Annotated in this window: 22 protein-coding genes and 1 pseudogene; 17 read left to right on the forward strand and 6 right to left on the reverse strand. The window is 45.2% G+C overall.

The annotated features are described in order from the left end of the window. Window positions 1-8 precede the first annotated feature (8 nt). The 13 genes from LZD49_RS31885 (at window position 9) to rfbD (ending at window position 14,555) form a co-directional block, all read left to right on the forward strand. A complete protein-coding gene (locus LZD49_RS31885; RefSeq protein ID WP_255721371.1) occupies window positions 9-1,076 on the forward strand; it encodes an EpsG family protein in 1,068 nt (355 codons plus the stop codon). An 11-nt stretch (window positions 1,077-1,087) separates the two neighbouring features. Continuing rightward, window positions 1,088-2,212: a glycosyltransferase gene (locus tag LZD49_RS31890; RefSeq protein WP_234672255.1), complete on the forward strand. Its 1,125-nt coding sequence runs from the start codon at window positions 1,088-1,090 to the stop codon at window positions 2,210-2,212. Next, the gene (locus LZD49_RS31895) at window positions 2,205-2,996 is read left to right on the forward strand and encodes a glycosyltransferase (protein WP_234672256.1); all 792 of its coding nucleotides are present in this window, start codon (window positions 2,205-2,207) and stop codon (window positions 2,994-2,996) included. Before LZD49_RS31890 ends, LZD49_RS31895 begins: the two co-directional genes overlap by 8 nt. Further along, a complete protein-coding gene (locus LZD49_RS31900) occupies window positions 2,993-3,691 on the forward strand; it encodes a glycosyltransferase family 2 protein (protein WP_234672257.1) in 699 nt (232 codons plus the stop codon). The genes LZD49_RS31895 and LZD49_RS31900 overlap by 4 nt, the downstream gene beginning before the upstream one ends. Window positions 3,692-3,706: 15 nt before the next feature. Further along, window positions 3,707-5,557 carry a right-handed parallel beta-helix repeat-containing protein gene (locus LZD49_RS31905; RefSeq protein ID WP_234672258.1) on the forward strand — a complete coding sequence of 617 codons (1,851 nt, stop codon included), beginning with the start codon at window positions 3,707-3,709 and terminating at the stop codon, window positions 5,555-5,557. 64 nt (window positions 5,558-5,621) lie between these two features. Next, entirely contained in the window at window positions 5,622-6,371 is a 750-nt protein-coding gene (locus tag LZD49_RS31910; RefSeq protein WP_234672259.1) for a WecB/TagA/CpsF family glycosyltransferase, read from the forward strand. Between the two features lie 227 nt (window positions 6,372-6,598). Beyond that, window positions 6,599-7,963 carry a capsule assembly Wzi family protein gene (locus LZD49_RS31915; protein ID WP_234672260.1) on the forward strand — a complete coding sequence of 455 codons (1,365 nt, stop codon included), beginning with the start codon at window positions 6,599-6,601 and terminating at the stop codon, window positions 7,961-7,963. 3 nt (window positions 7,964-7,966) lie between these two features. Next, window positions 7,967-9,304 (forward strand): hypothetical protein, encoded by a 1,338-nt coding sequence (locus LZD49_RS31920; protein WP_234672261.1) that lies wholly within the window; start codon window positions 7,967-7,969, stop codon window positions 9,302-9,304. Window positions 9,305-9,337: 33 nt separating this feature from the next. Next, on the forward strand, window positions 9,338-9,877 hold the full coding sequence (gene rfbC / locus LZD49_RS31925) for a dTDP-4-dehydrorhamnose 3,5-epimerase (protein ID WP_234672263.1): 540 nt from the start codon (window positions 9,338-9,340) through the stop codon (window positions 9,875-9,877). Window positions 9,878-9,922: 45 nt separating this feature from the next. Further along, the gene (gene rfbB / locus LZD49_RS31930) at window positions 9,923-10,978 is read left to right on the forward strand and encodes a dTDP-glucose 4,6-dehydratase (protein WP_234672265.1); all 1,056 of its coding nucleotides are present in this window, start codon (window positions 9,923-9,925) and stop codon (window positions 10,976-10,978) included. Window positions 10,979-11,015: 37 nt separating this feature from the next. Then, entirely contained in the window at window positions 11,016-11,876 is an 861-nt protein-coding gene (gene rfbA, locus LZD49_RS31935) for a glucose-1-phosphate thymidylyltransferase RfbA (protein ID WP_234672267.1), read from the forward strand. Window positions 11,877-12,169: 293 nt separating this feature from the next. Then, window positions 12,170-13,537, forward strand: a complete 1,368-nt coding sequence (locus LZD49_RS31940; RefSeq protein ID WP_234672269.1) for a sugar transferase — start codon at window positions 12,170-12,172, stop codon at window positions 13,535-13,537. Window positions 13,538-13,691: 154 nt separating this feature from the next. After that, window positions 13,692-14,555: a dTDP-4-dehydrorhamnose reductase gene (gene rfbD, locus LZD49_RS31945; RefSeq protein WP_234672271.1), complete on the forward strand. Its 864-nt coding sequence runs from the start codon at window positions 13,692-13,694 to the stop codon at window positions 14,553-14,555. Here the strand turns inward: rfbD and LZD49_RS31950 are convergent. The 6 genes and pseudogenes from LZD49_RS31950 to LZD49_RS31970 form a co-directional block, all read right to left on the reverse strand. Continuing rightward, window positions 14,552-15,013 (reverse strand): capsule assembly Wzi family protein, encoded by a 462-nt coding sequence (locus LZD49_RS31950; protein WP_234672273.1) that lies wholly within the window; start codon window positions 15,011-15,013, stop codon window positions 14,552-14,554. The genes rfbD and LZD49_RS31950 overlap by 4 nt on opposite strands. 16 nt (window positions 15,014-15,029) lie before the next feature. Then, the gene (locus LZD49_RS31955; RefSeq protein WP_234672275.1) at window positions 15,030-16,052 is read right to left on the reverse strand and encodes a capsule assembly Wzi family protein; all 1,023 of its coding nucleotides are present in this window, start codon (window positions 16,050-16,052) and stop codon (window positions 15,030-15,032) included. A gap of 65 nt (window positions 16,053-16,117) precedes the next feature. After that, complete coding sequence (locus LZD49_RS31960; RefSeq protein WP_234672332.1) at window positions 16,118-17,596, reverse strand: alpha-L-rhamnosidase C-terminal domain-containing protein; 1,479 nt, start codon at window positions 17,594-17,596, stop codon at window positions 16,118-16,120. Window positions 17,597-17,756: 160 nt separating this feature from the next. Beyond that, window positions 17,757-18,245, reverse strand: a pseudogene (locus LZD49_RS35650) (family 78 glycoside hydrolase catalytic domain); the annotation flags it as partial. Then, window positions 18,181-18,957: an alpha-L-rhamnosidase N-terminal domain-containing protein gene (locus tag LZD49_RS35655; protein WP_255721376.1), complete on the reverse strand. Its 777-nt coding sequence runs from the start codon at window positions 18,955-18,957 to the stop codon at window positions 18,181-18,183. The gene LZD49_RS35655 and the pseudogene LZD49_RS35650, both read right to left, overlap by 65 nt. 20 nt (window positions 18,958-18,977) lie before the next feature. After that, window positions 18,978-20,735 carry an alpha-L-rhamnosidase C-terminal domain-containing protein gene (locus tag LZD49_RS31970; protein WP_234672277.1) on the reverse strand — a complete coding sequence of 586 codons (1,758 nt, stop codon included), beginning with the start codon at window positions 20,733-20,735 and terminating at the stop codon, window positions 18,978-18,980. A gap of 220 nt (window positions 20,736-20,955) precedes the next feature. On the opposite strand from LZD49_RS31970, the gene LZD49_RS31975 reads away from it, so the two are divergent. The 4 genes from LZD49_RS31975 (at window position 20,956) to LZD49_RS31990 (ending at window position 25,740) form a co-directional block, all read left to right on the forward strand. Continuing rightward, window positions 20,956-21,099, forward strand: a complete 144-nt coding sequence (locus tag LZD49_RS31975; RefSeq protein ID WP_234672279.1) for a hypothetical protein — start codon at window positions 20,956-20,958, stop codon at window positions 21,097-21,099. Next, complete coding sequence (locus LZD49_RS31980) at window positions 21,096-22,793, forward strand: sodium:solute symporter (protein WP_234672281.1); 1,698 nt, start codon at window positions 21,096-21,098, stop codon at window positions 22,791-22,793. Before LZD49_RS31975 ends, LZD49_RS31980 begins: the two co-directional genes overlap by 4 nt. A 391-nt stretch (window positions 22,794-23,184) precedes the next feature. Beyond that, the gene (locus LZD49_RS31985; RefSeq protein WP_234672282.1) at window positions 23,185-24,549 is read left to right on the forward strand and encodes a TolC family protein; all 1,365 of its coding nucleotides are present in this window, start codon (window positions 23,185-23,187) and stop codon (window positions 24,547-24,549) included. Window positions 24,550-24,603: 54 nt separating this feature from the next. Further along, window positions 24,604-25,740 (forward strand): efflux RND transporter periplasmic adaptor subunit, encoded by a 1,137-nt coding sequence (locus LZD49_RS31990; protein ID WP_234672284.1) that lies wholly within the window; start codon window positions 24,604-24,606, stop codon window positions 25,738-25,740. Window positions 25,741-25,751: the final 11 nt, after the last annotated feature.

Consider the following 25,751-nt stretch of genomic DNA (forward strand, 5'->3'; position numbering starts at 1 on the left):
GTATCTAGATGTTATATTACACCTTGATTGTATTGTTACTATTTTTAATAGTATCCTTTGGAGATAATAAATTCACTTTTAGTGTTGGATTTAGCATGCTCTTCCTCTTATCGGCGATTAGATCACCGAAAGTTGGAACTGACACGTCGATGTATGTTAACATTTTTAAGAGTGTCGAAGCGTATTTTCGTGATATTGAGCCAGGTTATTCCGTTCTAATGAGTGTCACAAGAAGCATCGAAAACGATTCACAGTTTTTTTTGTTTATAACATCGTGCTTTATATTCTTCCCGGTGTACTTTTTCATCATAAAAAAGTCACAGTATCCCTTATATTCATTGCTTCTTTTTGTATTGCTTTTCTATTACTATTTTAGTCTTTCCGGACTTCGCCAAGCAATTGCAACATCTATATTGCTTCTTTCATATGTAAGTTTGACAGAACGCAAATACATACTTTGGGGATCGCTAGTACTCGGGGCTGCCAGCTTCCACACGACAGCTATAATGTTTTTACCTATTTCATTTTTGCTTAATCGCTACCCAATTCAAAGATCAAGTGCAATTGTCATTTTACTTCTCTCGTTTGCGTTGGGCTGGGGTGGATTAATAGACATTCGAAAGTTTGTCACCATCCTGGATAGTACAGGCTTAAATCTTGGGCTGTACATTGACCTCTCGAAGTACTACACTTATGCTGAGTATTCATTCGGAGAAAATGTCAACACAACAAATGCAAAAATTTTCAATATGGTGCCGAATACAATGGTGTGCATCCTATTAATTTATTTTTCAGACAAAAAGCTTGCAAATCCTCTTAGCTTTTTCCTGATGGGAACTGTTATAACAAACTTATTTGTCGATATTCCAATTGCATTCAGAATAGCTTATTATTTCACAATATTTCAGATTGTAGCAATTCCGAACACCCTAATAAAATCGAGATATCATATTATTGTTAGGTCGGCACTAACAGTGATTTGGGCTGCTATTTTCGTATTCGAAACTGAAAAGAAGGTAGTCTATCATAAGCAACACCCAGGAAGAAACGATGTTGTCCCTTACGAAGTCTTTTAGGAACATATTAAATGAAAATCCTCTATCTAGCTCACGTTTCAACTGTTCTTGGCGCAAATAGATCTCTCCTAAATCTCATTAGCGGTTTAAATGGTGAGTATGAATGCACTGTTATCGTACCTCATGAGGGGCCAATAGTTAATGAACTTTCCTTGCTGGAAGTTAAGCATAGAGTGATTCCTTTCAAGCAGTCCAGCGTACATATGAGAGGATCATGGATAGCTATTCTTTTAATACCAGTGCGAGTCTGCCGAATAGCTTTGGTTAATCTTGTCGCATTGATTCGGCTTGTAATTTATGTCAAAAAAAATAAGATTCAGGTCATTCACAGTAACAGCGGCGCGATTACGCTTGGCTATTTCGTTGCCAAGTTTGCAGGTATCCCGCATATTTGGCATTTGCGTGAGTTTCAGGATTTAGACTATAACATTGAGCACTGGCTCGGTAAACAATTTCTATACAAGCTTTTAAAAAAAAGCTCTTATATAATTGCCATTTCCAAAAGTGTAGCCGAGCATTTCTATCCGGCTAAATGTGCGGTTGTTTATAATGGTCTGTACGGAGAATTGCCTTTTTCAATAGAGGTAGAGAAGAAGCTGAACTTTCTATTTTGCGGGGCATTGATCCCAACTAAGGGATTGGCAGATGCAATCGAGGCCATTTATAAACTAAATAGTCATGAAGTCTATGCCGACCTAATTATTGCCGGAGAGTTTCATGACAAAGACTTCGAGACTGAAATAAATCAGCTCGTCGATAAATATATGATTCGTTCGAAGGTTCACTTTCTCGGCTTTACGAATGATGTATCGTCTCACATGCAACAATCACTGGCACTGTTGATGTGCTCGAAAAATGAGGGCTTCGGCAGGGTGACAGTTGAAGCCATGATCAACCGCTGTGCAGTGATAGGATTCGATAATGCAGGTACGAAGGAACTAATTAAGGATAAAGAAACTGGCTTCTTATATAGCTCCGTCGAGGAACTAGTAAATGCGATGAAACTAGTGATTGAGCAACCCGAGGAGCGAAAGAAAATTGAAGAACAGGCATATTCATACGCGCGAAACGAATTTTCAGTAAGGAACTACGTATCGCAAGTTCAAGAGATATATAAATTTGCTACCAATGGTTGAAGTTCCGATTCAAATAGCAATCATTACCGTCACATTTAATGACTCTGCTAACCTCAAATTGACGCTTGATTCTGTAAGGAAATATAAAAAGCACTATCATAGGTACTTTGTAATTGATGGCAACTCAACAGATGGTACCAAAGAAATAATTACGCAAAATTCAGATATCATTGATTCAGCTATTAGTGAAAAGGATAGTGGCATCTATGATGCAATGAACAAAGCAATCCGCTTTGATCTACCGGATTCGACTTATCTACTTTGGCTAAATGCAGGTGATCTTCTAACTGACTGGGAAGGAATTGAGATAGCAGAAATAACTAACTATAACTGTGCATTTTTTGCCGTAGAGACCGTCTTAGAAAAAAATAATAAAAAGCAAATTGTTGCCCCGAAAATATTGGCTCCCTACAATGAAAAAAACTTCTTCCCCAAAACGATGTTCATGCACCAAGGTTTTTTGGTGAGAGTGAGCACTTTTAGGAGGTATATGTACGAAACGAAAATAGGATTACAAGCAGAAAATCTGTTAATGTCTACATGTATTATGAGAGAACCCTGTTTTTGGTCAAATTCAGTAATTGCTGTCTACGATTTAAATGGTGTTTCCAGCAAGGATTTCAGTCGCGTTTTGCAGTCCTATTTAGCTGTTGCCAGGAAGTTAGAATTTAATCAACCGAAGTTGTTGTTTTTTCAATGGCAGTTTTTGTTGAAGACAGGCATAAAAATATTAATCCCGTTCGAAGTATTTAATTTTATTCGAAAAATAAAAGCTAAAATATGATCTCTGTTTGTATTCCTACCTTCAACGGTGAAAAATACATTGAAAGTCAACTTGCTTCTGTGCTCAGCCAAATTGGGCGAAATGATGAGGTGATTATTAGTGACGATTGCTCAACCGATGGGACCTTAGATGTGATAGAGCGTATCGGGGACGAGCGAATCAAGATATCTACTAACTCTTCGAACCTTCATTATGTGAAGAATGTCGAGAACGCAGTGAGGGCAGCCAGCGGAGATATCATTTTCTTATGTGACCAGGATGACGTTTGGGTAGATAACAAAGTGTCGGTTACATTGAAAGCCCTGGAGCAGGCAGATCTTGTTGTAAGCAACTGTTACGTGACCGACGGCAATTTGAAGGTAACTCATGACAGTTATTTTGCACTCAGAAATACGAAACCGAATAAGTATCTCGCATTGATGCTAGGATCCCCATATCTGGGTTGTTGTATGGCGTTCAAAGCTGACGTCGCAAAAAAAGCGCTACCGTTCCCTGAGTATATTACTTCTCACGATACTTGGCTTGGGAATGTGGGTGCTTTCTTTTTCAGAACGAAATTCATTGATGACCGACTCATATTCTATCGACGACATGGTGGCAATGCGTCCATTCTTGCCGGTAGTAGCAAAAACCCCTATTATCTCAGACTCTTCAATCGATTGAAAATCGTGCGCGGCCTTTTGAGTAGGTTGTGATAAAACTCAAAAAAAATGTTGTTGGCAGCTTACTTACTTTTTTCGTCTTCATTCTTGATTGGGAAAGCTACAATTCCCAATCAAGATACTATTTACGTCGCTCCGACAGGAAACGATCAAGGTCAAGGTACTCTTGAAGACCCAGTTCAAAGTCTCTCGCACTCTATTGAATTGTCCCGCTCTCGCAACGTAAAGACAATTTGTCTGCGCGGTGGAGATTATTTTGATGTGTCTATAAAGCTACTTCCAAAGGATTCAGGGCTTAATATCGTTAGTTATCCGAACGAAAGGCCAAGATTAGTTGGAGGTGTTAAGGTATCGCAATTTCGGAAAATTAATCAATTACTTTCTGCGTGCATCCCTAATTCCAGAACTCGTGAATGGGATTTCAGGATGATAATTATTAATGGTGAGCAGCGGCAGCGGGCACGACTCCCTAAATCAGGCTTTTACCAATACCTAAACAAATGGGATCAAAAAAGTCTTCCAGGTACCCAAGGATTTTGGTCTCGTCAACCTAATTCTGAGGAACGTACCCTATTGAGGTACCGAAACAGTGATCTGGACAAAGTTAGCCCTGTGAACGCGGAACTCACTCTTTACCAAGAGTGGCTAACTTCGTACTCGGGGCTTTCGCAAATCGCAAGTGATACGAAGACCGCATACCTTACTATACCAAGTACTCTTCCCTTGGGCGCGTTTGCGGAGCGCGGATCGAAGAACAACAAATTTATTGTTTGGAATACGCGTGAGGGATTGAATTATCCAGGCCAGTGGTATCTGGATCGAACCACAGAATCTCTAGTATACTGGCCAAAGAGCGGTGAGCAGAACGACAAAATTGTAGCGATTATCCCAAAGAATCGCTCGATCATCGAGTTTGATAGTACCGGAGTTAAGGATGTGCGTATATCCGGCGTGGAAATTTGTGCAGCGACCAACAAATTACAAAAAGAGGAATTTAGTTCGCTCGGTATAGACGCGGCAATCTCGGGCGACAATTTAAAAAATGTACTATTTGAAAAAATTGTAGTACGAAACTGCGGAGGTAGTGGCTTCAAAATTGCAGGGCGGAATATCCGTATTACAGATTCTCAATTGCATAACATCGGTGGTTCCGGTATAGTCGTCAAAGGACATGGACAAAACAAAATTAGCAATTGTACCGTGTCCGACGTAGGTCTTATATTCTTTTCGTCAGTCGGTATCTATGCAGGCAATGGGACGTCAGTTATAAATTGTCAGATAAAAAATGTTCCATATACGGGCATTAGTATATCTGGAGACTCTGTTGCAATTGAGAATAATTCTATCCAAGATGTGATGACGGAGCTAAGAGATGGGGCGGCCATCTATACAAGTCAACATAAATTCGTTCACATTAACAGCAACCGAATTGCAGGTCATGGCCAAAATCAATATGGAATTTATTTTGATGAAAAGTCAGACAGTTGTTCAGCTCAGAACAATATAGTTGAATCAAATTCAACGCCTATACATGTCCATCTTTCGAGTAAAATTCTGGTCCAAAATAATTTATTTATTGTGGATAGCATTTACAGATCAAGTGTACAGAAATCATATGACATACTCTTTCAAGATAATATAGTTTTTCATTTAAGCCGTCACTTGCAAAGTGTAGCTGCCAGAATTCCTATCACACCGTATGACAGTACGACTCTATTTCTCAGTGACTCCTGTACTGAGGCGTCGGGTCAAACTAGAAATACCCTGGCGATACTTGGCTGCGATTCACGTAAGGGATCCGGCAAATCAATGATATCCGATGATGTCTTTAGCCTGATCAGAAGTTCTAATTTGCGGCAGCTCAAACACATCAGATGGCCGGCATCTTCGAATAAGTAGTTTTTTTGAAAAACGACAGGTTACAGTCAATTATGAAAATAAACTCCATCTAACTAGTTTGCAGATGAAAAAACCGTTTCTTGGTATTAATATTTCTGTTGGAGCTTACAGAGATATCCTAGGCCAGATAGTGGAATTGGCGAAAGCATCAAAGCCCGGATATGTGTGTATTGCAAACGTACATATGCTCGTCGAGGCATCCAGAGACGTGTCGTTCTCATCCGTTGTCAATAACTCAACAATTTGCACCGCCGACGGCATGCCGTTGGTTTGGGGTCTCAAGAAAACACACAACATTCATCAGGACAGGGTGGCCGGGATGGATCTTTTGCCGGATTTGTTACAGGCTGCGGAGAAGGATTCAATTCCGATTTTTTTCTATGGGGGAACAGAAAAGATGTTGGAAACGACCAAAAATTTTCTGAAGGCTAATTATCCATATTTGAAATTAGCTGGAACAATCAGCCCGCCTTTCAGAGCTCTTACTAAAAATGAGGAGATTGATATCATTCAAACTATAAATGCTTCCGGTGCAAAGATTGTATTCGTTGCATTGGGATGCCCTAAACAAGAAAAGTGGATGAATGCAGTTACAAGTAGAGTGAACGCTCTACTGATCGGCATTGGCGGCGCCCTTCCCGTAATGGTGGGTATGCAAAAACGGGCACCCGCTTGGATGCAACGGTTTGCATTAGAATGGCTGTATCGACTATGTCAGGAACCTGGACGTCTTTTCAAAAGGTACTGGAGTACCAACATTGCCTTTGCAATGCTTCTTGTACGGCAAGCTAGTCTATCACAAGGAAAAAAATAGCCTGAACTAAAAATATGAATACAACATGGGTCCGATTTGTTCGAATTAGTATGTCAAAGGCTGTCCTCGCACTGATGTTCTGCACGTTTGCTAGCAGTGCGTATTCCCAATCTGACTCGACCTCGCGTACGAGCTCCGAACCAGTTAGTTCAGTTAGAGATGCCAGGTACTTAGTAGATTTCCGAACTGTGGGACTCGCTTCCACGGATAAATCTCTTCCGTTTTGGATGCGCGCTAACAACTTTGGAGAGAACCCCAACTTTCAAAAGTCCACTATTAATTTCCTTGCCAGTGCAGCGAAACTGTATACTAAGAAAACGGGATTTGATTGGGGCGGTGCATTTGAGTTTAGAGCAACCGGCGGAAAAGAAGCGGAGATCCAGATAATCGAGGCCTACTTGAAAGGAAAGTATGGACCACTTCAACTTAAAGCGGGTCGGTCGAGAGATGTTATCGGACTTATGGATACGACTCTCTCCTCGGGGTCGTTTTCAATGTCTGGCAACACCTTCGGAATTCCTAAGATCGAATTGGCAATCCCCGAATACTGGGAATTACCCATACTTAGAGGTGCCATTGCAATCAAAGGGAATTTTTCTTTTGGCTGGGTTGGGACAACTTCGATCGGCGAGGACATCGGGCACTTTTTGCGTTCGGATATTACAGAGGTCAAATCTTACTTGCATCAGAAGTCTTTGTACGCTCGCTTTGGACTTGCAGACGCCTTCGTTAACGTGCATGCGGGATTTAACCACCAAGTAATGTATGGAAATGAAAACAAGATTTTTACAAACTTTGATCTATCTGACGTTCAGTCCTTTATCTATGCATTAACTGGCAAAACTTGGTATGATAATCAAGGATCGAACACCAAACTTGGAAATCATCTTGGCTCAATTGACCTAGGTATTACTCTTCAGACAAATTCGTTTGGGCGACTGTTTTTGTATCGACAACAGTTCTATGACGTCGGCGCGCTTGCTCATGGTGCAAATCTACGAGACGGCCTAACAGGGTTAAGTTTTCAGCCCAGCCCATCAGATAGATCATTTCGTCTTAAGAAAGTACTAGTAGAATACCTCTTTACTAAAAACCAGGCTGGGGAGCTATGGTCTAAGTTGACTCCGTCAGGCGATGAGGATTACTACAACAACTTCATGTACCTGCAAGGTTGGTCTTACGAAAATCGCGCCATTGGCAATCCCCTACTAACCCCAAAGCACGAAGCGCGCACCGACTTGCGGTCCAAGAAAGATCAATACTTTATCAATAACCGTGTAATAGCTGGTAACCTTGGGGTAATATTGAGTATTAAACGTGCCGAAATATTAGTTAGAGGTACATACTCGGCTAATTATGGAACTTATGGGACAAGTTCTATTGGTACTTCAAGGAATCTTATAAGGTTTCCAATTGCTCCTCCATACTTCGAGAAGGTCAATCAATTTTCTGCATTAACAGACGTTAAACTTTCATTGCGAAATGGATGGGCATTGCATTTAGCCTGCGCTTTTGATAGCGGAAAATTACTTAACAACAACTTTGGCGCACTTGTAGGAATACGCAAGCAACTAGTCTTTTTTGGAAAGTAGCCAATGATAAAGCAAATAGTCGTTTTATTTTTTCTTTCGACCGCGGCAGAGGCGCAAACCGGCCCGGGATTCGAAAAGATATCTACATATTTGAGTTCGCTACCATCCAATGATAGCCCCCATGCAGCAAAGCCGGGCCTATCTTACCTTGGAGGAGCCGAGATTCATGCATGGGGAACATCCACGGGAGCGAATATATCACTTAAAGACTATTTTAGACCTGCGATTGGATCTTTTCGGGCAAATAGTTTCGATGGAAGTTCCGCTTCAACCGGAAGTGGGGAGTTGCGTTTAGCCTTGCCAGTCTTACGTTTCCGTGTAAATAAAAAGTTCGAATTCGGTCTTGTGACTCAGGTAAGGGTTTTTGAACGACATAGCAGGCTGAACGATGCTGTTGCGTCTGAGATCGGCGAGTCAAAAAAAGTACCCCATATTTATCCGATAGAAATCGATGCTAACACAAAAATGTCTATGCATGCCGCTTCTTTTTCGGACCTTGGTCTTACGGCGGTGTATGACCTTTTGCATAACAACAAAAATGTAATTTTTGCAACGACAACAATACATGGGTACAACAGTCTGGCTTATACCGGCCTTGAGATAAATAACCTTAAAGGTCGGATCGAACAGAATAGAGATAACGTCAGTTTCTTAACAAGGGCTTCTGGTAGCTTAAAAGCCACATCAGCTGGAAATTTATTTTCGGACTTTAACGTACCAAATTTTTTCCGGAAGGGAATGTTTAGCCTTGGCGCTGATTTCGGTTTGGTATACGCGATCAAAACCAGTGTCAACTCGCGGATAACATTTGCAGCTCAGATCAAAAACATAGGAGTTTTGAAATTTAAGACAGATTCAGCATCTGCTGCACGCTACGATATACACATTTCTGAAAAAGAAGGACTTTACTTCAACAACGACTTAAAAAACTCTGCACTTGGCAAGCTTACCCGAATTTTTGATCAATACCCTAATTTGTTTAGCAGGAAGGCTAACCAACAAGAGATGGCCCGTATTGCACTTCCAAAGACCGTAGAGTTTGACGTGCAATATCTGGCAGTTCGTGGGGCTTTTGCTGGCATTTCCACTACTATAAATCTAAACGGTGTCAATAAAGAACTTGCTAGTCCTTCCGGTACTATGTTGTCGATCGGCTGGATGAGCAGAATGTTCTCCGCGTATATCCCTTTATCGTATTATCAATATGCTTATTTTAATGTGGGGATGGGAATACGACATCGGTTTTTCTTCATCAAATCTAACTCGTTCATCACTAGTGCACTTACTCGATCACGATTGTTAGACTTCTCGATTGGATTTGCCTATTCTGCTAACTATTAATCCTTGTGAACTCAGCTACCAAATAATCTCTATATGAAAATTAAACAATGCTCTCTAAGAGATGTTTTGATCTTAGAACCTAGTGTGTTCGGTGATGAACGCGGTCATTTTTATGAATCTTTCAATAAAAATGCTTGGGAATCTCTCGGTCTTCCGACTGACTTCGTTCAAGATAATCAGTCGTTCTCGAAAAGCGGCGTTATACGCGGATTACACTTTCAACATGCACCATACGCACAAGGAAAGCTGGTCAGAGTGCTTTCGGGCCGGGTAATTGACGTCGCAGTAGACTTGCGTGAAGAGTCACCTACTTTTGGCCAGTACGAACTATTCGATTTAGATGCCGTCGGTGGCAGGATGGTTTATATACCTGCCGGATTCGCTCACGGTTTTGCAGCCATTCAGGATAGCGTTTTTTACTACAAATGTACGGCTCCTTATCACAAAGCCTCAGAAGGTGGAATATTGTGGAATGATCCGACCTTGAATATTCCTTGGGACGTCAAAAACCCAATCGTTTCGGATAAGGATCAAGTCTTACCAACTTTTGATGAAATAATGAGGATTGCTTAGTAGCAACATTACTTATTGAAGTCATTCTCAACAATTTAATTAACAATGAAGAAAATACTAATCACGGGCGGTGCCGGATTTATCGGCTCACATGTAGTGCGCCGTTTTGTCACTACTTACCCAACCTATCAGATCTATAACCTCGATGCATTGACCTACGCGGGTAACCTGGAAAATCTGCGCGACATCGAGGATTCACCTAACTATCATTTTGTGAAGGGTGATATCGTTGATGCCGCCTTTTTGGACCAGTTGTTCGTTGAGCATACTTTCGATGGGGTGATTCACCTTGCCGCTGAGTCGCATGTCGATCGCTCCATTTCCGATCCTTTGTCTTTTGTCATGACCAATGTTGTAGGAACGGTAAATCTGCTTAACGCGGCGAAAAAAGTCTGGAAGGATGATTTGGCCAGCCATTTGTTTTACCATGTATCTACGGACGAGGTTTACGGCGAACTGCACGACCCCTCCGAGTTCTTCCTGGAAAATACGAAGTATGACCCTCGGTCGCCGTACAGCGCCTCTAAAGCGTCGTCAGATCACTTTGTGCGTGCTTACCACAACACGTACAAAATGCCTGTGCTGATTTCGAACTGCTCGAATAACTACGGCCCGAATCACTTCCCGGAAAAGCTGATTCCACTAATGATTCATAACATTTTGAACAACAAGCCTCTGCCTGTATATGGTAAGGGTGAAAACATTAGGGACTGGCTATTTGTGGAAGATCATGCACGTGCGATCGACACTATTTTCCACCACGGACAAAATGGTGAGACGTACAATATTGGTGGGCATAATGAGTGGACAAACATCGACCTCGTTAAACTGCTTTGCAAAACGATGGACGAAAAGCTGGGAAGGTCACCTGGAAGCTCCGAACAACTGATTCAATACGTCACCGACCGCGCTGGCCATGATCTTCGATATGCCATTGATGCAACGAAATTGAAAAATGAACTGGGCTGGCTTCCCTCGCTGCAATTCGCGGAAGGGCTGGAAAAAACGGTAGACTGGTATCTCGCCAATGAAAGCTGGCTTGACAATGTCACGTCCGGAGCATACCAGCATTATTACGAAGAAATGTACGAAGGCAGATAACCCCCTCTCTGCATTACTAACCATACGATAACATATTATGAAAGGAATAATTCTTGCCGGCGGCTCAGGTACCCGGTTGCATCCTCTGACGCTCGCGGTAAGCAAGCAGTTGATGCCAGTCTATGACAAACCGATGATTTATTACCCACTTTCTATCCTGATGCTGGCCGGAATTAGTGAAATACTCATCATTTCTACCCCGCACGATCTACCTCATTTCCAGAAACTTCTCGGCGACGGTAGCCGGATCGGGTGCAAATTCAGCTATGCCGTTCAGCCTACGCCCGATGGACTGGCACAAGCTTTTATCATCGGGGAGGAATTTATTGGAAACGATAAAGTAGCGCTGATCTTAGGTGATAACATTTTTTACGGATCAGGCTTGTCGAAACTTTTACAGGCCAATAATAATCCAGAGGGTGGGGTGATATTCGCATACCAGGTTCATGATCCCGAGCGGTATGGAGTCGTTGAATTCGATCCTGATTTCAATGCCATCTCGATTGAAGAAAAACCAGTAAGCCCCAAGTCAAATTATGCCGTTCCAGGACTTTACTTTTATGACAATCGAGTTGTTCAAATAGCCAAAAGTATAAGACCTTCTCCACGAGGCGAGTATGAGATAACTGACGTCAATAAAATTTATCTTGAATCGGGAAATTTAAAGGTGGGCGTATTGGATCGCGGAACCGCTTGGCTAGATACAGGGACATTTGAATCCCTTATGCAGGCTGGTCAATTTGTGCAGGTCATAGAAGACAGGCAAGGATTAAAAATCGGTTGCATTGAAGAAGTCGCGTATAGAATGGGTTACATAAGCGCCGACGAGCTTAGTGAAATCGCTACACCACTCATAAAAAGTGGTTACGGCAAATATCTCCTCAGATTACTATCTTAGCCTGCGCCCAATTACTTCGAAATAGGATAATAGTGAGGACTTCCAACGTAACTCTATGAATTTTTGAATATAAACTAGTGATTATTTGCCAATTAGAACAAAAGGCACATCGTGGTATTTTGAATTAACAAAGAAAAGTCTTAAACTTGTTTCGCATTAATGCATTCGTCTATTGTGCGAGCCACCGGGGTCGAGATCTGAAAATTTTCTGAAAACATCTCTAAGAATAGCCCGATAAGCCCATGCTAGCGTTTATATTTATACGAAAGCATTTTACTCAACGTCAAGTATTCATGAAAAATCACTATCCAGGCATCCTGCCCAAGGTACATTTGTGGTTGGATGTCGCTCTTCTCAACCTTTCCTTTTTGGTAGCCTATCTTATCCGCTTCGATAACGTGGCTGGCTTCCTGGAAAATGAGTACGTCAATTTGCTTTTAGTAGCAAACCTCGTTTGGATATTTACGATCCATATCTTTAAGACCTATTTATTTACACGACTTTCTTATCACTTCAATACACAGCTAGCTGCGTTTTTGAAAGCAGTAACAGTACATGGTGCTTTGATGACCGCTTTTTTATACTTAACAAAGCAGGGTGAAGATTACTCGAGGTATCAGTTTTTGATGACGTATGGATTCTTTATTCTTACATCAAGCCTCAGCAGAGGAGCGGCGGTGATTTTTCTGAAAATGTACCGCCAGGCTGGCTATAACTACAATCGCTATGCGATTGTAGGAAGAGGAGAATTGGCTCAGCTTATTAGAGAGTTCTATAATGACCGCAAGGAGCTTGGTTACCGATACTATGGAATGCTACATTCTCATGGCGACCCAAATGGTATTAATGAAATAGAATCATTGGTAAAAGGCAAGCAACTTGACTATTTGTACTGCTGCCTTTCCGAAATGACGGACGAACAGGTTCGAGAGGTAATTAAAATGGGTGAACGCCACCGGACGCAAATCCGTCTTGTTCCGGATTTCCGCGGTTTTGTGACTAATATGGCTAGCATCGAGTATCATGACATGTACCCGATCATTCAGGTAAATACCAAGCCATTTTCAAGTTTTAACGAACAAACCTTGAAACGTGCGTTTGACCTCGTGTTCTCTGTTATTGTAATGATTTTAGGTGCACCGATATTCTTTCTTGTTTGGGCGGCGATAAAAATTACGTCGCCTGGTCCAGTGTTCTTCAAACAACAACGTTCAGGCCGTTGGGGTGAGCTGTTTTACATCTACAAGTTTCGGAGCATGCGTGTAGATGCCGATAAAATGGGTTTGCAGCATTCCAAAGGTGATGACGATCCTCGCATTACCCCGATCGGAAGAATTTTACGCAAATCACGTCTGGACGAGCTTCCACAGTTTATCAATGTTCTTAAAGGGGAAATGTCTGTAGTAGGGCCACGTCCATTGTATAAGTATGACGTAGACATGCTAATGGAAGCAGCCCCACACGACTTCCAGCGCCTGCTAACCGTGAAGCCAGGTATTACATCGATCGGTCAGATCAATGTGGGTTATGCCGACACGGTGGCTAAGAACGTGGAACGTTTGAAATACGATCTTCAATACCTTAAATCATATAGTGTTTTTGATGATGTTCAGCTCATTTTCAGAACCGTACAAGTGATGGTGCTTGGACGTGGGCAATAATTAGTACTTTAGTATCCAAAAATTAATGCAGTTCAAATGGCGCTATTGGCGCCATTTGCCTTTTAACGCCGTCTCCAAATAATAACGACAAATAACATCCACCCGCTCAGGGCATTTTTAAACTTTGCGGCCCTAGCATTTCAAAAAATATTCAATGAAAATAGTTGTTTTAGGTGCATCAGGGCAGTTAGGGAGCTGCCTCAAAAAAGTCTCAGCGGAACGTAGTCTCACCGACATTTTATTTCCTTCCGAAGCACAAGCCAATATCCTCGACAAAGACCTTCTCGACAAACTGTTCGCGGAGCAAAAGCCTCAGTATGTAGTCAACTGCGCAGCTTACACTGCGGTGGACAAAGCGGAGGACGATGTAGATATCTGCCGGAAGGTGAATCGTGATGGCGCAGCTTACATAGCCGAAATCTGCAAAAAGCATCAAGCGACGCTGGTCCACATCTCTACCGATTTTGTTTTTAAAGGAGATATTCCGAAACTGCTTTCAGAAAACGACACCGCTGCACCTGAAAATATTTACGGGTTGACCAAACTCGAAGGAGAAGCAGCAATCGCCGAGATATTGCCGGAACATTTCACACTCCGTACGAGCTGGCTGTACTCTGAGTTTGGAAATAATTTTGTCAAAACAATGTTGCGACTTGGCCGTGAGCGCGAGCAGCTGGGCGTGATTGTGGACCAGGTAGGCTCGCCTACTTATGCGATTGATTTGGCTAATGCCATTTTAGATATCATCGAATCCGGAAACGAGTCATACGGCATTTATCACTACAGCAACGAGGGCGTCACATCTTGGTATGATTTCGCCAAGGCCATTTTCGACCTCAGCAAAACCACTGTAAAACTGAATCCAGTTAAAACATCGGAATATGTGACCCGCGCAGTTCGTCCGTCTTATTCGGTGATGGATAAATCAAAGATTAAAAACACATTTAATATCTCCATCCCTTACTGGCGCGACAGTCTTGCCACTTGCGTGGACAGGCTGCTGGCAGAGGCGTCCTAGAAACTTAAATCCTTTTTTATCGAAAGCATCAAACCGGCCGCATTGTCGAAGAGCTTTCCTTGATCAACTGATAAGGCCGCTTGCAGCGTAGAGCCGCCCAGTAAGCTAGTCTGCTTCGTTGCAGTGAGCAGACCAGAAAATTGGTATACTTTGACGGGCAATGGTTGATCATACGTTCCCTGATTACTTGAAAAAGAGAGCTTGGTTGTCCAGACAATGCCTTCCAAGCTTCCTTTCATTCCTACATGGGCAACCCAGACGCGATTATTGTTGGTAAAAAAATCAGCATATCTCGGCCAGTTGTTTTCTGAGGTGGCAGTGATAAATGGTGTATCAATACCCCTTCCGTAGTAAGACCATCCATCTCGTACCTGGCCATTGTTAAAGTAGTCATCCTTTCCCCGAATTTGATTTCCATCGATTATCTCGCTTCCTCCCTGGCTCTTTGTATATAGCAACTCGAATGTCAGTTTGTTAATAGAGAAATCGGCATCGCTGGGCTTTTTTAAATTTGAAGGTCACACCATTTAAACCATCCTTGATATTGTTCAGATAGAACAATGAGCCGTCTTCCACAAGGTTTTGCCGATAAATCAAAATGTTTACATCTTCCAGATCAATCTCCAAACCAGCATCCAGGCTTGCCACATGATTGCCGATCCGGTTAGTGCGATCGAAGTATGGCAGGTTGGTTTTCCTGTTCGGTTTAAAGCCTGTAACTACATACCAATAACTGCTGAGCCCGGCTGGCATTTGGCCATTTTCTGTAAAATAGGCTGATTTCCCGCCCCATTGAACCGCATGGTTGAAACCTCCATGCAATTTCACCTTTCCATTCGGCCTGCCCAAACGTAGGTAAAGCGCCTTGTTATGTAATTTCAAATCGCTGGTTACCGGCCTGCCCTTCTCGAAGTAGCCGTCGGAATAAAACCCCTTGAAGTAAAGGAAACTTTTGAACAGCGGCGTGTAGTTTTCAAATCCGATCTGGATTTTTGGGATTGGAAGCGCATTCCCTGACCAAGCATAAGCGCCCGCCCCCAGTTCATGATCATTAATGCCGACGTACTGCTTAAATCGGCCGACGGTAAGTTGAATACCCTTGAATGTCACCCCGGCATATGCCTGTGGGAGTAAAAATCTACTGTGCTTACTTGCGTTGCCTGCCACTTCCAGCCCAAAAACATACGTCCAGCTAGGTTTGGATTTTGTTTCTTTTGAAAGCGGCTGCCGGCCAACGACTCCTGTGCGCAAACTTCCCACTTGTCCCGTTGTCGGGACAATACCCCACTGGTTTGCATGAAGCCAGAATGGCGTTCGGGAGGACGTTGATCCATATGCGGCGATTTCAACCCAGCCATTGGTATGACTAACGGTCGTATCGGTGTCTTGTGCAAAGGCCGGAGTGGTCGCGGAAATTGTAACTGACCAGGCGGCGACTTTAATTATTTTAGATAAAGCATAGGGGAAAGCATGCGAGCTTTTCTCGAGAGGTTTCATTAATAAGTACGATAAACGTTGAGTGAGGATTCACATACCTAATGTAGTATATAAATCCCTCTATTTCAACGTTTTACAATAAATTCGTATACTCCTGAACCTATCTCGACAATGACGTGGCCATCCTTTTTTTCGGCCGACAAAACTAATTTCGAAGAAGATAATAATGTATTATTTACTAACACGTCGGCGTCATTCGATGCCGGTATGTGGACACGCGAAAACGTGTTTACAGGTACTGAAACTCTTATGTCCAGTCCATCGTCTGTTTTGTCCCATTCAGAAACGATAATGCCATTAATAGTCCGTGTAGAAGCCTTCAAATGACTAATCCCATCATTCCCCATCCCATCAGGCGCGATCTCCGGCCTGATATCAAATGTCTCAAATCCAGGTTTAGTCATCACAATTCCCGCCGCATTGCCAAACATCCATTCGCAAACCGCTCCGAATGCGTAATGGCTGAACGAGTTCATGGCTGCATTGTATTTGAAACCGTCTTCTTTGGTGTAACTATCCCAACGCTCCCAAATAGTAGTCGAGCCGTTTTCAACTTCAAAACCCCAGGAGGGAGATTCTTTGCTCAGAAAAAGCTTATAGGCAAGATCCGAATGGCCCGTGGCTGAAAGCGCGGGTAGCAGCGGCTTTGCACCCAGAAAGCCCGTGCCTAGCTTGTCGCCATTTTCTCTGAGTAGCGCCGCCAGATTCTCGCCTGCCTTTTTGCGGTCTTCGGGATCAATAATTGACATATAAATCGCGTTAGCGTAGGCAGTTTGCGTGTGACCGGTAAAGCCCAGCGAGCCGTCCACATATCCTGCGCCGTTTCCGTAGGCTGCGGCATCGCATTTAAAACGGCCCTGCGGGTCCACATAATGCTTGCGGATGGCTTCTCTAACCTTCTTACCTGTCTGGATAAATCGCTCCTGCTCCTTTGTATTTCCGATCGCACCAGCCATTTCGGCCATCAGATCCGCGCAGTAGGCGTAGTAAAAGGAGGCGAGCATATCCGGCGGGGTTTTCTTGCCAAACGAGAGCCAGTCACCAAAGCCACCTTTGGGATCGATATCGGCAAATGCGTTTTCTTTGAAAAGGTATGTGCCCTTGCTTCGGCTATCAAGAAAATCCATGAACTGCACCATATCGGACCAGCCTTCACGTATCATTCTCGTGTCGCCGTAAGTTCGGTAAATCTGGTAAGGGCAAATGATCCCTGCCTCCATCCAGCCCGGTGAGAAAGTGTCCGTTTTGCGCAGATTGGGGCGCGGAGCATAGAGCGGATATGCGCCACTCTCATACTGGCCATCATTAAGATCAACGACCCATTTGGTAAAAAACGAAGCGACGTCGCGGTTGAATGTCGCCGATTTGACATACACCTGCGCATCACCCGTCCAGCCAATGCGCTCATCGCGCTGCGGGCAATCGGTGGGAATGTCTACATAGTTGGCTCGCTGGGTCCAGTCGATATTGCTGTAAAGCTGATTGACGATCGCATTATCGGTTTCAAAGCTGCCCACTTTGGGCGTGTCCGATCCGATAGCCACGCCGGTCAGGATCTCTTGCGTGGGAGCGCTTTTCAGACCTGTTACTTCGACATATTGAAATCCATGAAATGTAAACTTGGGTTCCCAGGTCTCCGGCCGGCTCGCCCTTTAATATATAGGTATCGCTCGCGCGCGCCATTCTCAGGTTCTCAGTCATCAGCCGACCATCAGGATGCAGCTTTTCCCCAAACCGCAGCCGGATCGTGTCACCCGCCTGCCCCTTGACATGCAGCCGCACAATACCCGCAAAATTTTGGCCCATATTAAAAATATAGGTATGCTCCCCTCTCGACTTAAAATCGGCAACCTGTAAAGTCTGGGTTATCTTAACTGGCGGTCCGGGATAAACTTGTATCTTTCTTTCAGCTTTGTCTTGGAAAACTTGCGCACTCTGCCATTTGCCGTCATTAAAGCCTGGCCCATCCCAGCCCTTCTGCTCCAAACGCGCATCGTAGGTCTCGCCATTGAGCAGATCCGATTCGAGCAGCGCCCCCTGACTGGCTTTCCAGCTCTGATCAGTCACAAATGTTTCCTTTTTACCATCGGCATACTCGACTTCCAGCTGCGCTTTCAAAACCGGAACCTTACCGTAAGAAGGCCCGCACCACCGGATTTTGAACCAGCAGCGAATAACCCAGATAACCCGCATACCATCCGTAAGAAAGCTGTGAGGCAAGGGCGTTGCTACCTACTTTTAAATGCGCAGTCACATCATAAGTCTGATAATAGACCCGCTTGTCATAATCCGTCCAGCCAGGGGTCAGAAATGCATCCCCCGTTTTCTTTCCATTGATGCTAAATTCATAAAGCCCCAATGCAGTGACATAGAGCCGGGCCTTTTTCAGGCCGTTGCGAACCGTTACTTCCTTGCGCAAATACGGGGCCGGAGGCAAATGATACACCTTTCCCTTGCCGAGGTGATCCAGGTCCAAACCCACCCACTCCCCTTTCCATTCGGATTTGGCCAGCAAACCCATCTCCCATAGAGAGGACTTGCTCCACGCTCCCGCCACACCGTTTTTGTCCCAGCTACGCACTTTCCAGTAGCAGATACTGCGTGATCCCAGCGTCTTGCCACTATATTCCACCTGCGCGGTGGCCCGGCCCGCCACTTTTCCCGAGTCCCATAGATCGGCAGCGTTTTCGGTCAGCTTTTCGACAGAAGTTGCCACCAGCACCTGATAGGCTGTTTGAATCTGGTTGTTTTCATTAGCGGTCAGCTCCCAGCTTAGACGCGGACGGGGGGCATCAGTCACGGGCGACTCTTTATATTCGCATCGCAGATACGTGGGCGTGAGCCCTTTTGCATGCGCCAAAACAGTGCCCAATGCCAGCATAACCGGCAGCATCATAGTTTTCATAAAAATCACGATTTTAAACCTTAGCGCAAAACTTTGACGCCCTTGGGCGCATCGATGGTTGATTTGACAGAGCCGTTAGCCTGCTTTTCATGTCTGATTTTGACCACTCCAAGTGGGGTCGGATAGGTTCCTTCCACCCATTGCAGATCCCCAAGATTGGGCTGAATGCGGATCACTTTACAACCCGGCTCTACGATGCTGACGCCCAGCACATGCTCGGAAAGCCAAGAGGTCGGCCCGGATGCCCAGCCATGGCAAAGACTGTGGCGCAGCTTTTTATAGCAGTAAGCGCCAAAATCGCCATGAATATCGTCTTTACCGTCAGGCACGAGCTCGTCGATCGGAGCGGCATTGGCAGTCCAAGCCAGATCAAAATCTTCCCAGAATGTGGTCGCGCCCATATCGAGCATACCTCCCCAGTAGTTTCGGATGCAGTTCAGCGCGCCGGTGTAGTCTTTTGCCTTTGCTTTGGCCTGCAACATATAATAGCCGTAAAATGTCGAAAACCGCTCACATTCGCCGACACCTATCACCTCAGCGTTCGCTTTTTCGGCAGGTATTAGCCCGGCCAATGCCATGAGTGCTACGGCCTGTTTGGATCCATTGGCCTCGGGCACGTACATTTTCATTTGGGTAGCCATCGCTCTGCAACGCGTGGCCTGGGCGGGCTCGTCCAGGATCTGGCAGAGCTCTGCCCCAGCTTCGAATGTCATGATCATCATCGCTTGCAGGCCAGCGTGAATACCTTGCGGGTTCTCGCTCGACGGCCAGTCCAGAAAGCGCGTGCCATCAAGGGCCTCTTTGTTATCCTTAGTTCTTTCCAAGAGCTGATCCAGCAATCCAACCAGGTACTTCTGCTGTTTACGGAGATATTCGAGATCGCCCTGATTTTTATACAAATCCCTATGAATTAGCACCCACCACATCGAGTATGCGCTGATGCCGTTCATCCAGCCGGGTAGCGGGGTAATATCGCGGGCATGGTCAAGGCTTTTTGCCACGACTTCATTTTGACCAAAAACACTGTTAATGGTCATCACCTCAGGATGCATATCTCCCACCCAAACCAGGCGGTCGCGCTTGATGCCGTCCCAGAGATATTCCTGCATATTCAAATGCACGGTATAGGCGCCAGTGTCCCAGATCTTGTTCAAGCGCTCGTCACTGCTTTTAAATGAACCCAGATAAGGAATGTCGCGGTATTCGAAAATGGCGCGCAATTCCTTCAATTGCAGCTCGCGGTCTGCATCCACCAGATCAATGCGGGCAAAACGGAATCCGGAATTACCCACCTGCATTACCCCCAGCCAGGGCGCCTGAATCGTAAAATCGCGCATGGCATGATCATTGGTCGCGCCTTGAATGGTATCGATCTCCGACATAGCCTCACTGACCGACTCGCCCAAACGGATGCGGATACGGATCGGCCTCTGGTCCGCAGGCTGGTCGGTTACAATCTGAATGCCACCTTGTATTTCCCTGCCAAAGTCAAAGAGTATACCCGGCGTCTGGCCTTCTTTGCTGATCAGTTTAGCGAAATTTTTGTGAACCAAATCCGCCTGCCCTATTCCCGGCCGGAGCAGATTAGCAGCATCCACCACACTACTCCCACCACGGTCGGACATCCATACAATGCGTTTAGGAGACAAATACTGTCTGACCCGCGAGTCCTTCTGCGCCTCATAGCTATTGTCGAAAATCGGAGGAAGACCTTGCGCGGCTGCGAGCGTGGCAATCATAGAAAGAAAAAGTGGAAGGAAAGCCAGGTAATTTTTCACAGGCAGATAGTTTTGGTCAGAGATTGTAATATTGCGGGAAAATAAATAATTATTAACTAGGCAACTAGCCTGTTCTGTCCTGTCTGAGACCGTTACCCATATGGCTACCGTTAACGCTTCGTTAACATTTTTACATGCTAAAAGTAAATTAAAACCGTTCTACTTTTGCTTGTGGTACAATACCCGCCCTGTTTTAATACTAAACCTTTCAAGTAGATCCATGATCATAAAAGAAAATAGCTCGCAGGACCGCGACGGGCTGCCTCCGTTTGTTAGTAGCTGGAAACAGCTTTACATTCTTCTGATCGGCATGCTCGCATTGCAAATTGTCCTCTTCTATTTATTTATGACCCGTTTTCAATGAGCACACTCGACTGGATCGTTCTTTCGCTTACCCTTCTTTTCGTGGTTATATATGGTATTTACCGCAGCCGCGAGAAACATACCATGGATTCGTTCCTGCTGGCAGGACAATCCATGCCCTGGTACCATGTGACGCTCTCGCTAATGGCCACCCAAGCCAGCGCCATTACCTTCCTTTCCGCGCCCGGACAAGCCTATACAGACGGTATGCGCTTTGTGCAGTTCTACTTCGGATTGCCGCTGGCCATGGTGGTACTTTGCATGACGTTTGTCCCCAAATTCGGCAAACTGAAAATATTCACCGCCTACGAATTTCTCGAAGGCCGCTTCGATCTGCGCACGCGCGCGCTGACAGCATTTTTGTTCTTGCTGCAACGAGGCTTGTCCACCGGGCTTTCCATTTACGCCCCTTCACTGATCCTATCGGCCATTTTGGGCTGGGATATTACCTGGACCAATATCATTTCCGGCGGGATTGTAATATTGTATACCGCCCTGGGCGGCTCGCGTGCGGTTTCCCATACGCATTTGCAGCAAATGGGCATCATTACGGTCGGTATGGTGGTGGCGGGCGTGATGGTAGTAAAATTCCTGCCTGAGCAGGTCTCGTTTACCGATGCATTAAACGTGGCCGGAAAAATGGGTAAGGTGAACCTGATCGACTTTACATTCGATCTCAACAACCGTTATAATGTATGGTCGGGCCTTATTGGTGGTTTCTTTTTGCAACTCTCCTATTTTGGCACCGATCAGTCGCAGGTTGGACGTTTCCTGACCGGCAGCTCGCAAGGACAAAGCAAATTAGGACTGGCCATGAACGGCCTTTTGAAAATTCCGATGCAGTTTCTGATCCTGCTCGTGGGTGTGCTGGTATTTGCTTTCTACCAGTTCAAGACGCCGCCGCTGTTTTTTAATCAGACGGCCGTCGATCATGTCAAAACAAGTCAGTATGCGGCAGAATACGAGGCTCTGGAAAAGAAACACCAGGCAATACAGTCCGTCAAACGCCCTCAGGTAATGGCGCTCACCGAAGCTATCCGCAAAGACGACCAGCAGGCCATTGCCGCTTCGCGGATCGTTCTCGCTGACTTGGAAGGTAAAGTTAAAGACGTCCGCAAAGAAGCAGCTGCCGTACTTTCGAAAGCCAATGGCGGGGACACCAATGACGTGAACTATATTTTCCTCCGTTTTGTGATCGATTATCTGCCTGTGGGCATGGTGGGATTGCTCATCGCCGTAATCCTGCTCGCTTCGATGGGCTCGGTGGCGGCGGCCTACAACTCACTGGCATCCTGCACAATCATCGACATTTATAAACGAATAGTCCGAAAGGATGAAGACGACCGTAACTATGTGGCAGCCTCACGCTGGGCAACGGTTTTCTGGGGCATTTTCTGCATCGCCGTAGCCCAATATGCATCACGGCTCGGCAGTATGATTGAAGCGGTAAACATTTTAGGCTCGCTGTTTTACGGCACCATTCTTGGGATTTTCCTGGTGGCGTTCTATTTCAAACGCATTGGCAGCCGGGCTGTTTTCTGGGGAAGCATTATTGGGGAAATTTTCGTCATCGCAAGCTATGTCATCGAGCTGACTGCCTTTCTGTGGCTAAACCTGATTGGTTGCGCCCTTGTAATCCTGTTTGCAGGACTTATCGAGAAGATCTGGCCGCAGCAAGATCCGATCGCCGAATAGCACTAATGCGTAATTCCTACACATAGATTCCGCCTTGGAAAAGTCCAGTAAAGCACAATTCTTTTTAAAAATAAAATATTTTGAAGAAAGTATGGTGCGCTACCCATTTTTTTCAAATATATAGGAAACTATTCCCGCATTTTAATCCTTAACAAGTACAATCGGACAACCGGGTAGCTTATACGCAGAAGGATCATGTCACCGATTGTTTACAAAAACTCTCTTAAACCCACTGGCTATGCTTATGCCACTCAATCCTTTCTTTATCTGGGTCAAAATCCTGTTCCTGCCAACGGATAGTTGACGCTGATCTTTGTTTTTTTCTAATTATTAAACCTGTTTATCACCAGGCTAACACATTATCTCTATCCAAATTCTAATTATCACCTACATGAATTATTGGTCTAAGCCACAAAAAACGACGCGTTTGGCGCTTAGCTCGGCATTCCTCTTATTGAATTTACTCAGTACGGCCCTTGCGCAGGGCATTCAGGAAACAAGCCGGGAAGCGCCGGTTTTGGAGCAGGCCACATTACAGGATGTGGTTTCCTACGCCATCAAAAACCAGCCTGCGATCCAGCAATCGCTGATCGACGAGCAGATCACAGCCAACCAAGTCCGCGCCAAGCTGGCCGACTGGTATCCGCAGATCGGCTTTAACTACAATTTGCAGCATAACTTTATTGTCCAGACGAGCATTATTGCCGGTAACCCGGTCAAACTTGGGGTTAGCAATGTATCGGCAGCACAGTTTACGCTTTCGCAACAGATTTTCAACCGCGATGTGTTGCTGGCCAAACGTACCCGGGGCGATGTACTATTTGCAGCAAGTCAGAACACCGTTAACAACAAAACAGACCTGGCTGTGAATGTTTCCAAGGCATTTTACGACGTGCTTGCAACGACCCAGCAAATCAAGGTTGCCGCCGAAGACATCGTACGCCTTGAACGCAGTCTTAGAGATGCCGAGAACCAATACAAATCCGGCATTACCGACAAGATCGATTTTAAAAGGGCTACCATTTCGCTCAACAACACCCGTGCCAACAAGAAGAGCAACGAGGAGGTATTAAAGGCAAAGCTGGAATATCTCAAAACGCTGATGGGATATCCGCTAACAAGGGGGTTGGAAATCAGCTATGATACCTTGCAAATGGAGCGCGAGATTGGTCTGGACACCTTGCAGAACGTCGATTTGAATAGCCGTATCGAATTCCAGATCCTGGCGACCCAGAAAAAGCTGGCAGAAGCCAATCTGCTATACAACAAATGGAGTTATCTTCCCAATGTGTCCCTGAATGGAGCTTACAACCTCAACTTTCAAAACAACCAGTTTACCGACCTGTATGGTAAAAACTATCCGAACTCTTTCGGCTTGCTGACGCTCTCGCTGCCCATTTATCAGGGCGGAAAAAGGAAAGCCGATACCCGCCAGGCAGAATGGGCGATCAAAAGGCTGGATTGGGACATCAAGGGCCTGCAAAACAATGTAAACTCCGAATACGCAGCTGCTCTGGCCAACTATAAAGGTAACCTGACCAACCTGCTGGCGCAGAAAGAAAATGTTGAGCTGGCGCGTGAGGTGTATGATGTGTTACAGCTTCAATATAAATCGGGTATCAAAACTTACCTGGAAGTAGTCACCTCGGAAACAGACCTTCGTCTGGCACGTATCAACTATTACAATGCATTGTACCAGGTGCTTGCCAGCAAAATCGATGTTCAGAGATCGCTCGGACAGATCAACATTCAATAAAGGGCCTTTTTTCGGCCACATAAATATTGCTTCAATCGAAAATATTTTGATGATATGTTTTTAAATAAAATGAAATATTACCCCGCTGCTTTGCTTGCATTGACCATCTATTCCTGCGGCAAAAAAGATCAGCAACAGCAGCCAACCGCGCCTCCGGCCGTTCAGGTGACTTTGACAGAAGTGAAAACCGCAGAGGCATCCTACTATGACGAGTATCCCGGCACAGTGGTCCCTTTGAACGAAATCGAGCTGCGCCCGCAGGTAACCGGCTTTATAACTGGCATCCATTTCAAAGACGGTGCGCGCGTGCGCAAAGGACAATTGCTTTACACGATCGACGCGCAGCTTTACGATGCAAACTATGATCAGGCAGTTGCCAACCTGAACGTGCAGGAAGCCAATATGGCCCGCGCACAGAAGGACGCCGACCGTTACCATGAGCTGGAAAAGAACGATGCGGTGGCAAAACAACTCGTCGACAATGCCGACGCGGCACTGGAAGTAGCTAAACGTCAGGTAGACGCGGCTAAGGCCAGCATTAAAGCGTCGCAAACCAGCGTTCGTTACACGAAAGTGACAGCGCCATTCGACGGGATCATCGGTATTTCACAGGTGAAAGTCGGCGGCCCGGTTTCGGCAGGCCAGACCATCCTGAACACGGTATCGACCGACAACCAGCTGGCTGTGGATTTCAATGTGGACCAGAAGGAAATTTACCGTTTCACTTCGCTGATGAAATCCCAGAAGGCAAGCGACTCGACATTTTCGATGAAGTTCGGCAATGAGGTTTACCCTGTTCATGGAAAGATCGCATTGATCGACCGGGCCGTGGACCCTCAAACAGGTAGCATTAAAACCCGTCTGGTTTTCCCAAACAAAGACAATCAGCTCAGAGCAGGTATGAGTGGTACTGTCATGATCTTGAACAATGCCAACGCTAAATCGCTGCTGATCCCTTACAAAGCAGTTACCGAGCAACTGGGCGAATTCTTTGTATACGTAGCCGGCGACAGCAGCAAGGTTACCCAGCGCAAAGTGACGCTCGGAACAGCGATCGGCGCAAATATCATTATTAAGGAAGGGCTGAAAGAGGGCGAGAAAATTGCTGTGGAAGGTGTTCAGAACCTTCGTGAAGGAGCAGTTATCCAGGAAGGCGCACCGGCACAAGCTGGCCCCCCTAAGAAGCAATAATCAGCCGGTTC

The organism is Dyadobacter sp. CY261 (assembly GCF_021440085.1).
Taxonomy (GTDB): Bacteria; Bacteroidota; Bacteroidia; order Cytophagales; family Spirosomataceae; genus Dyadobacter.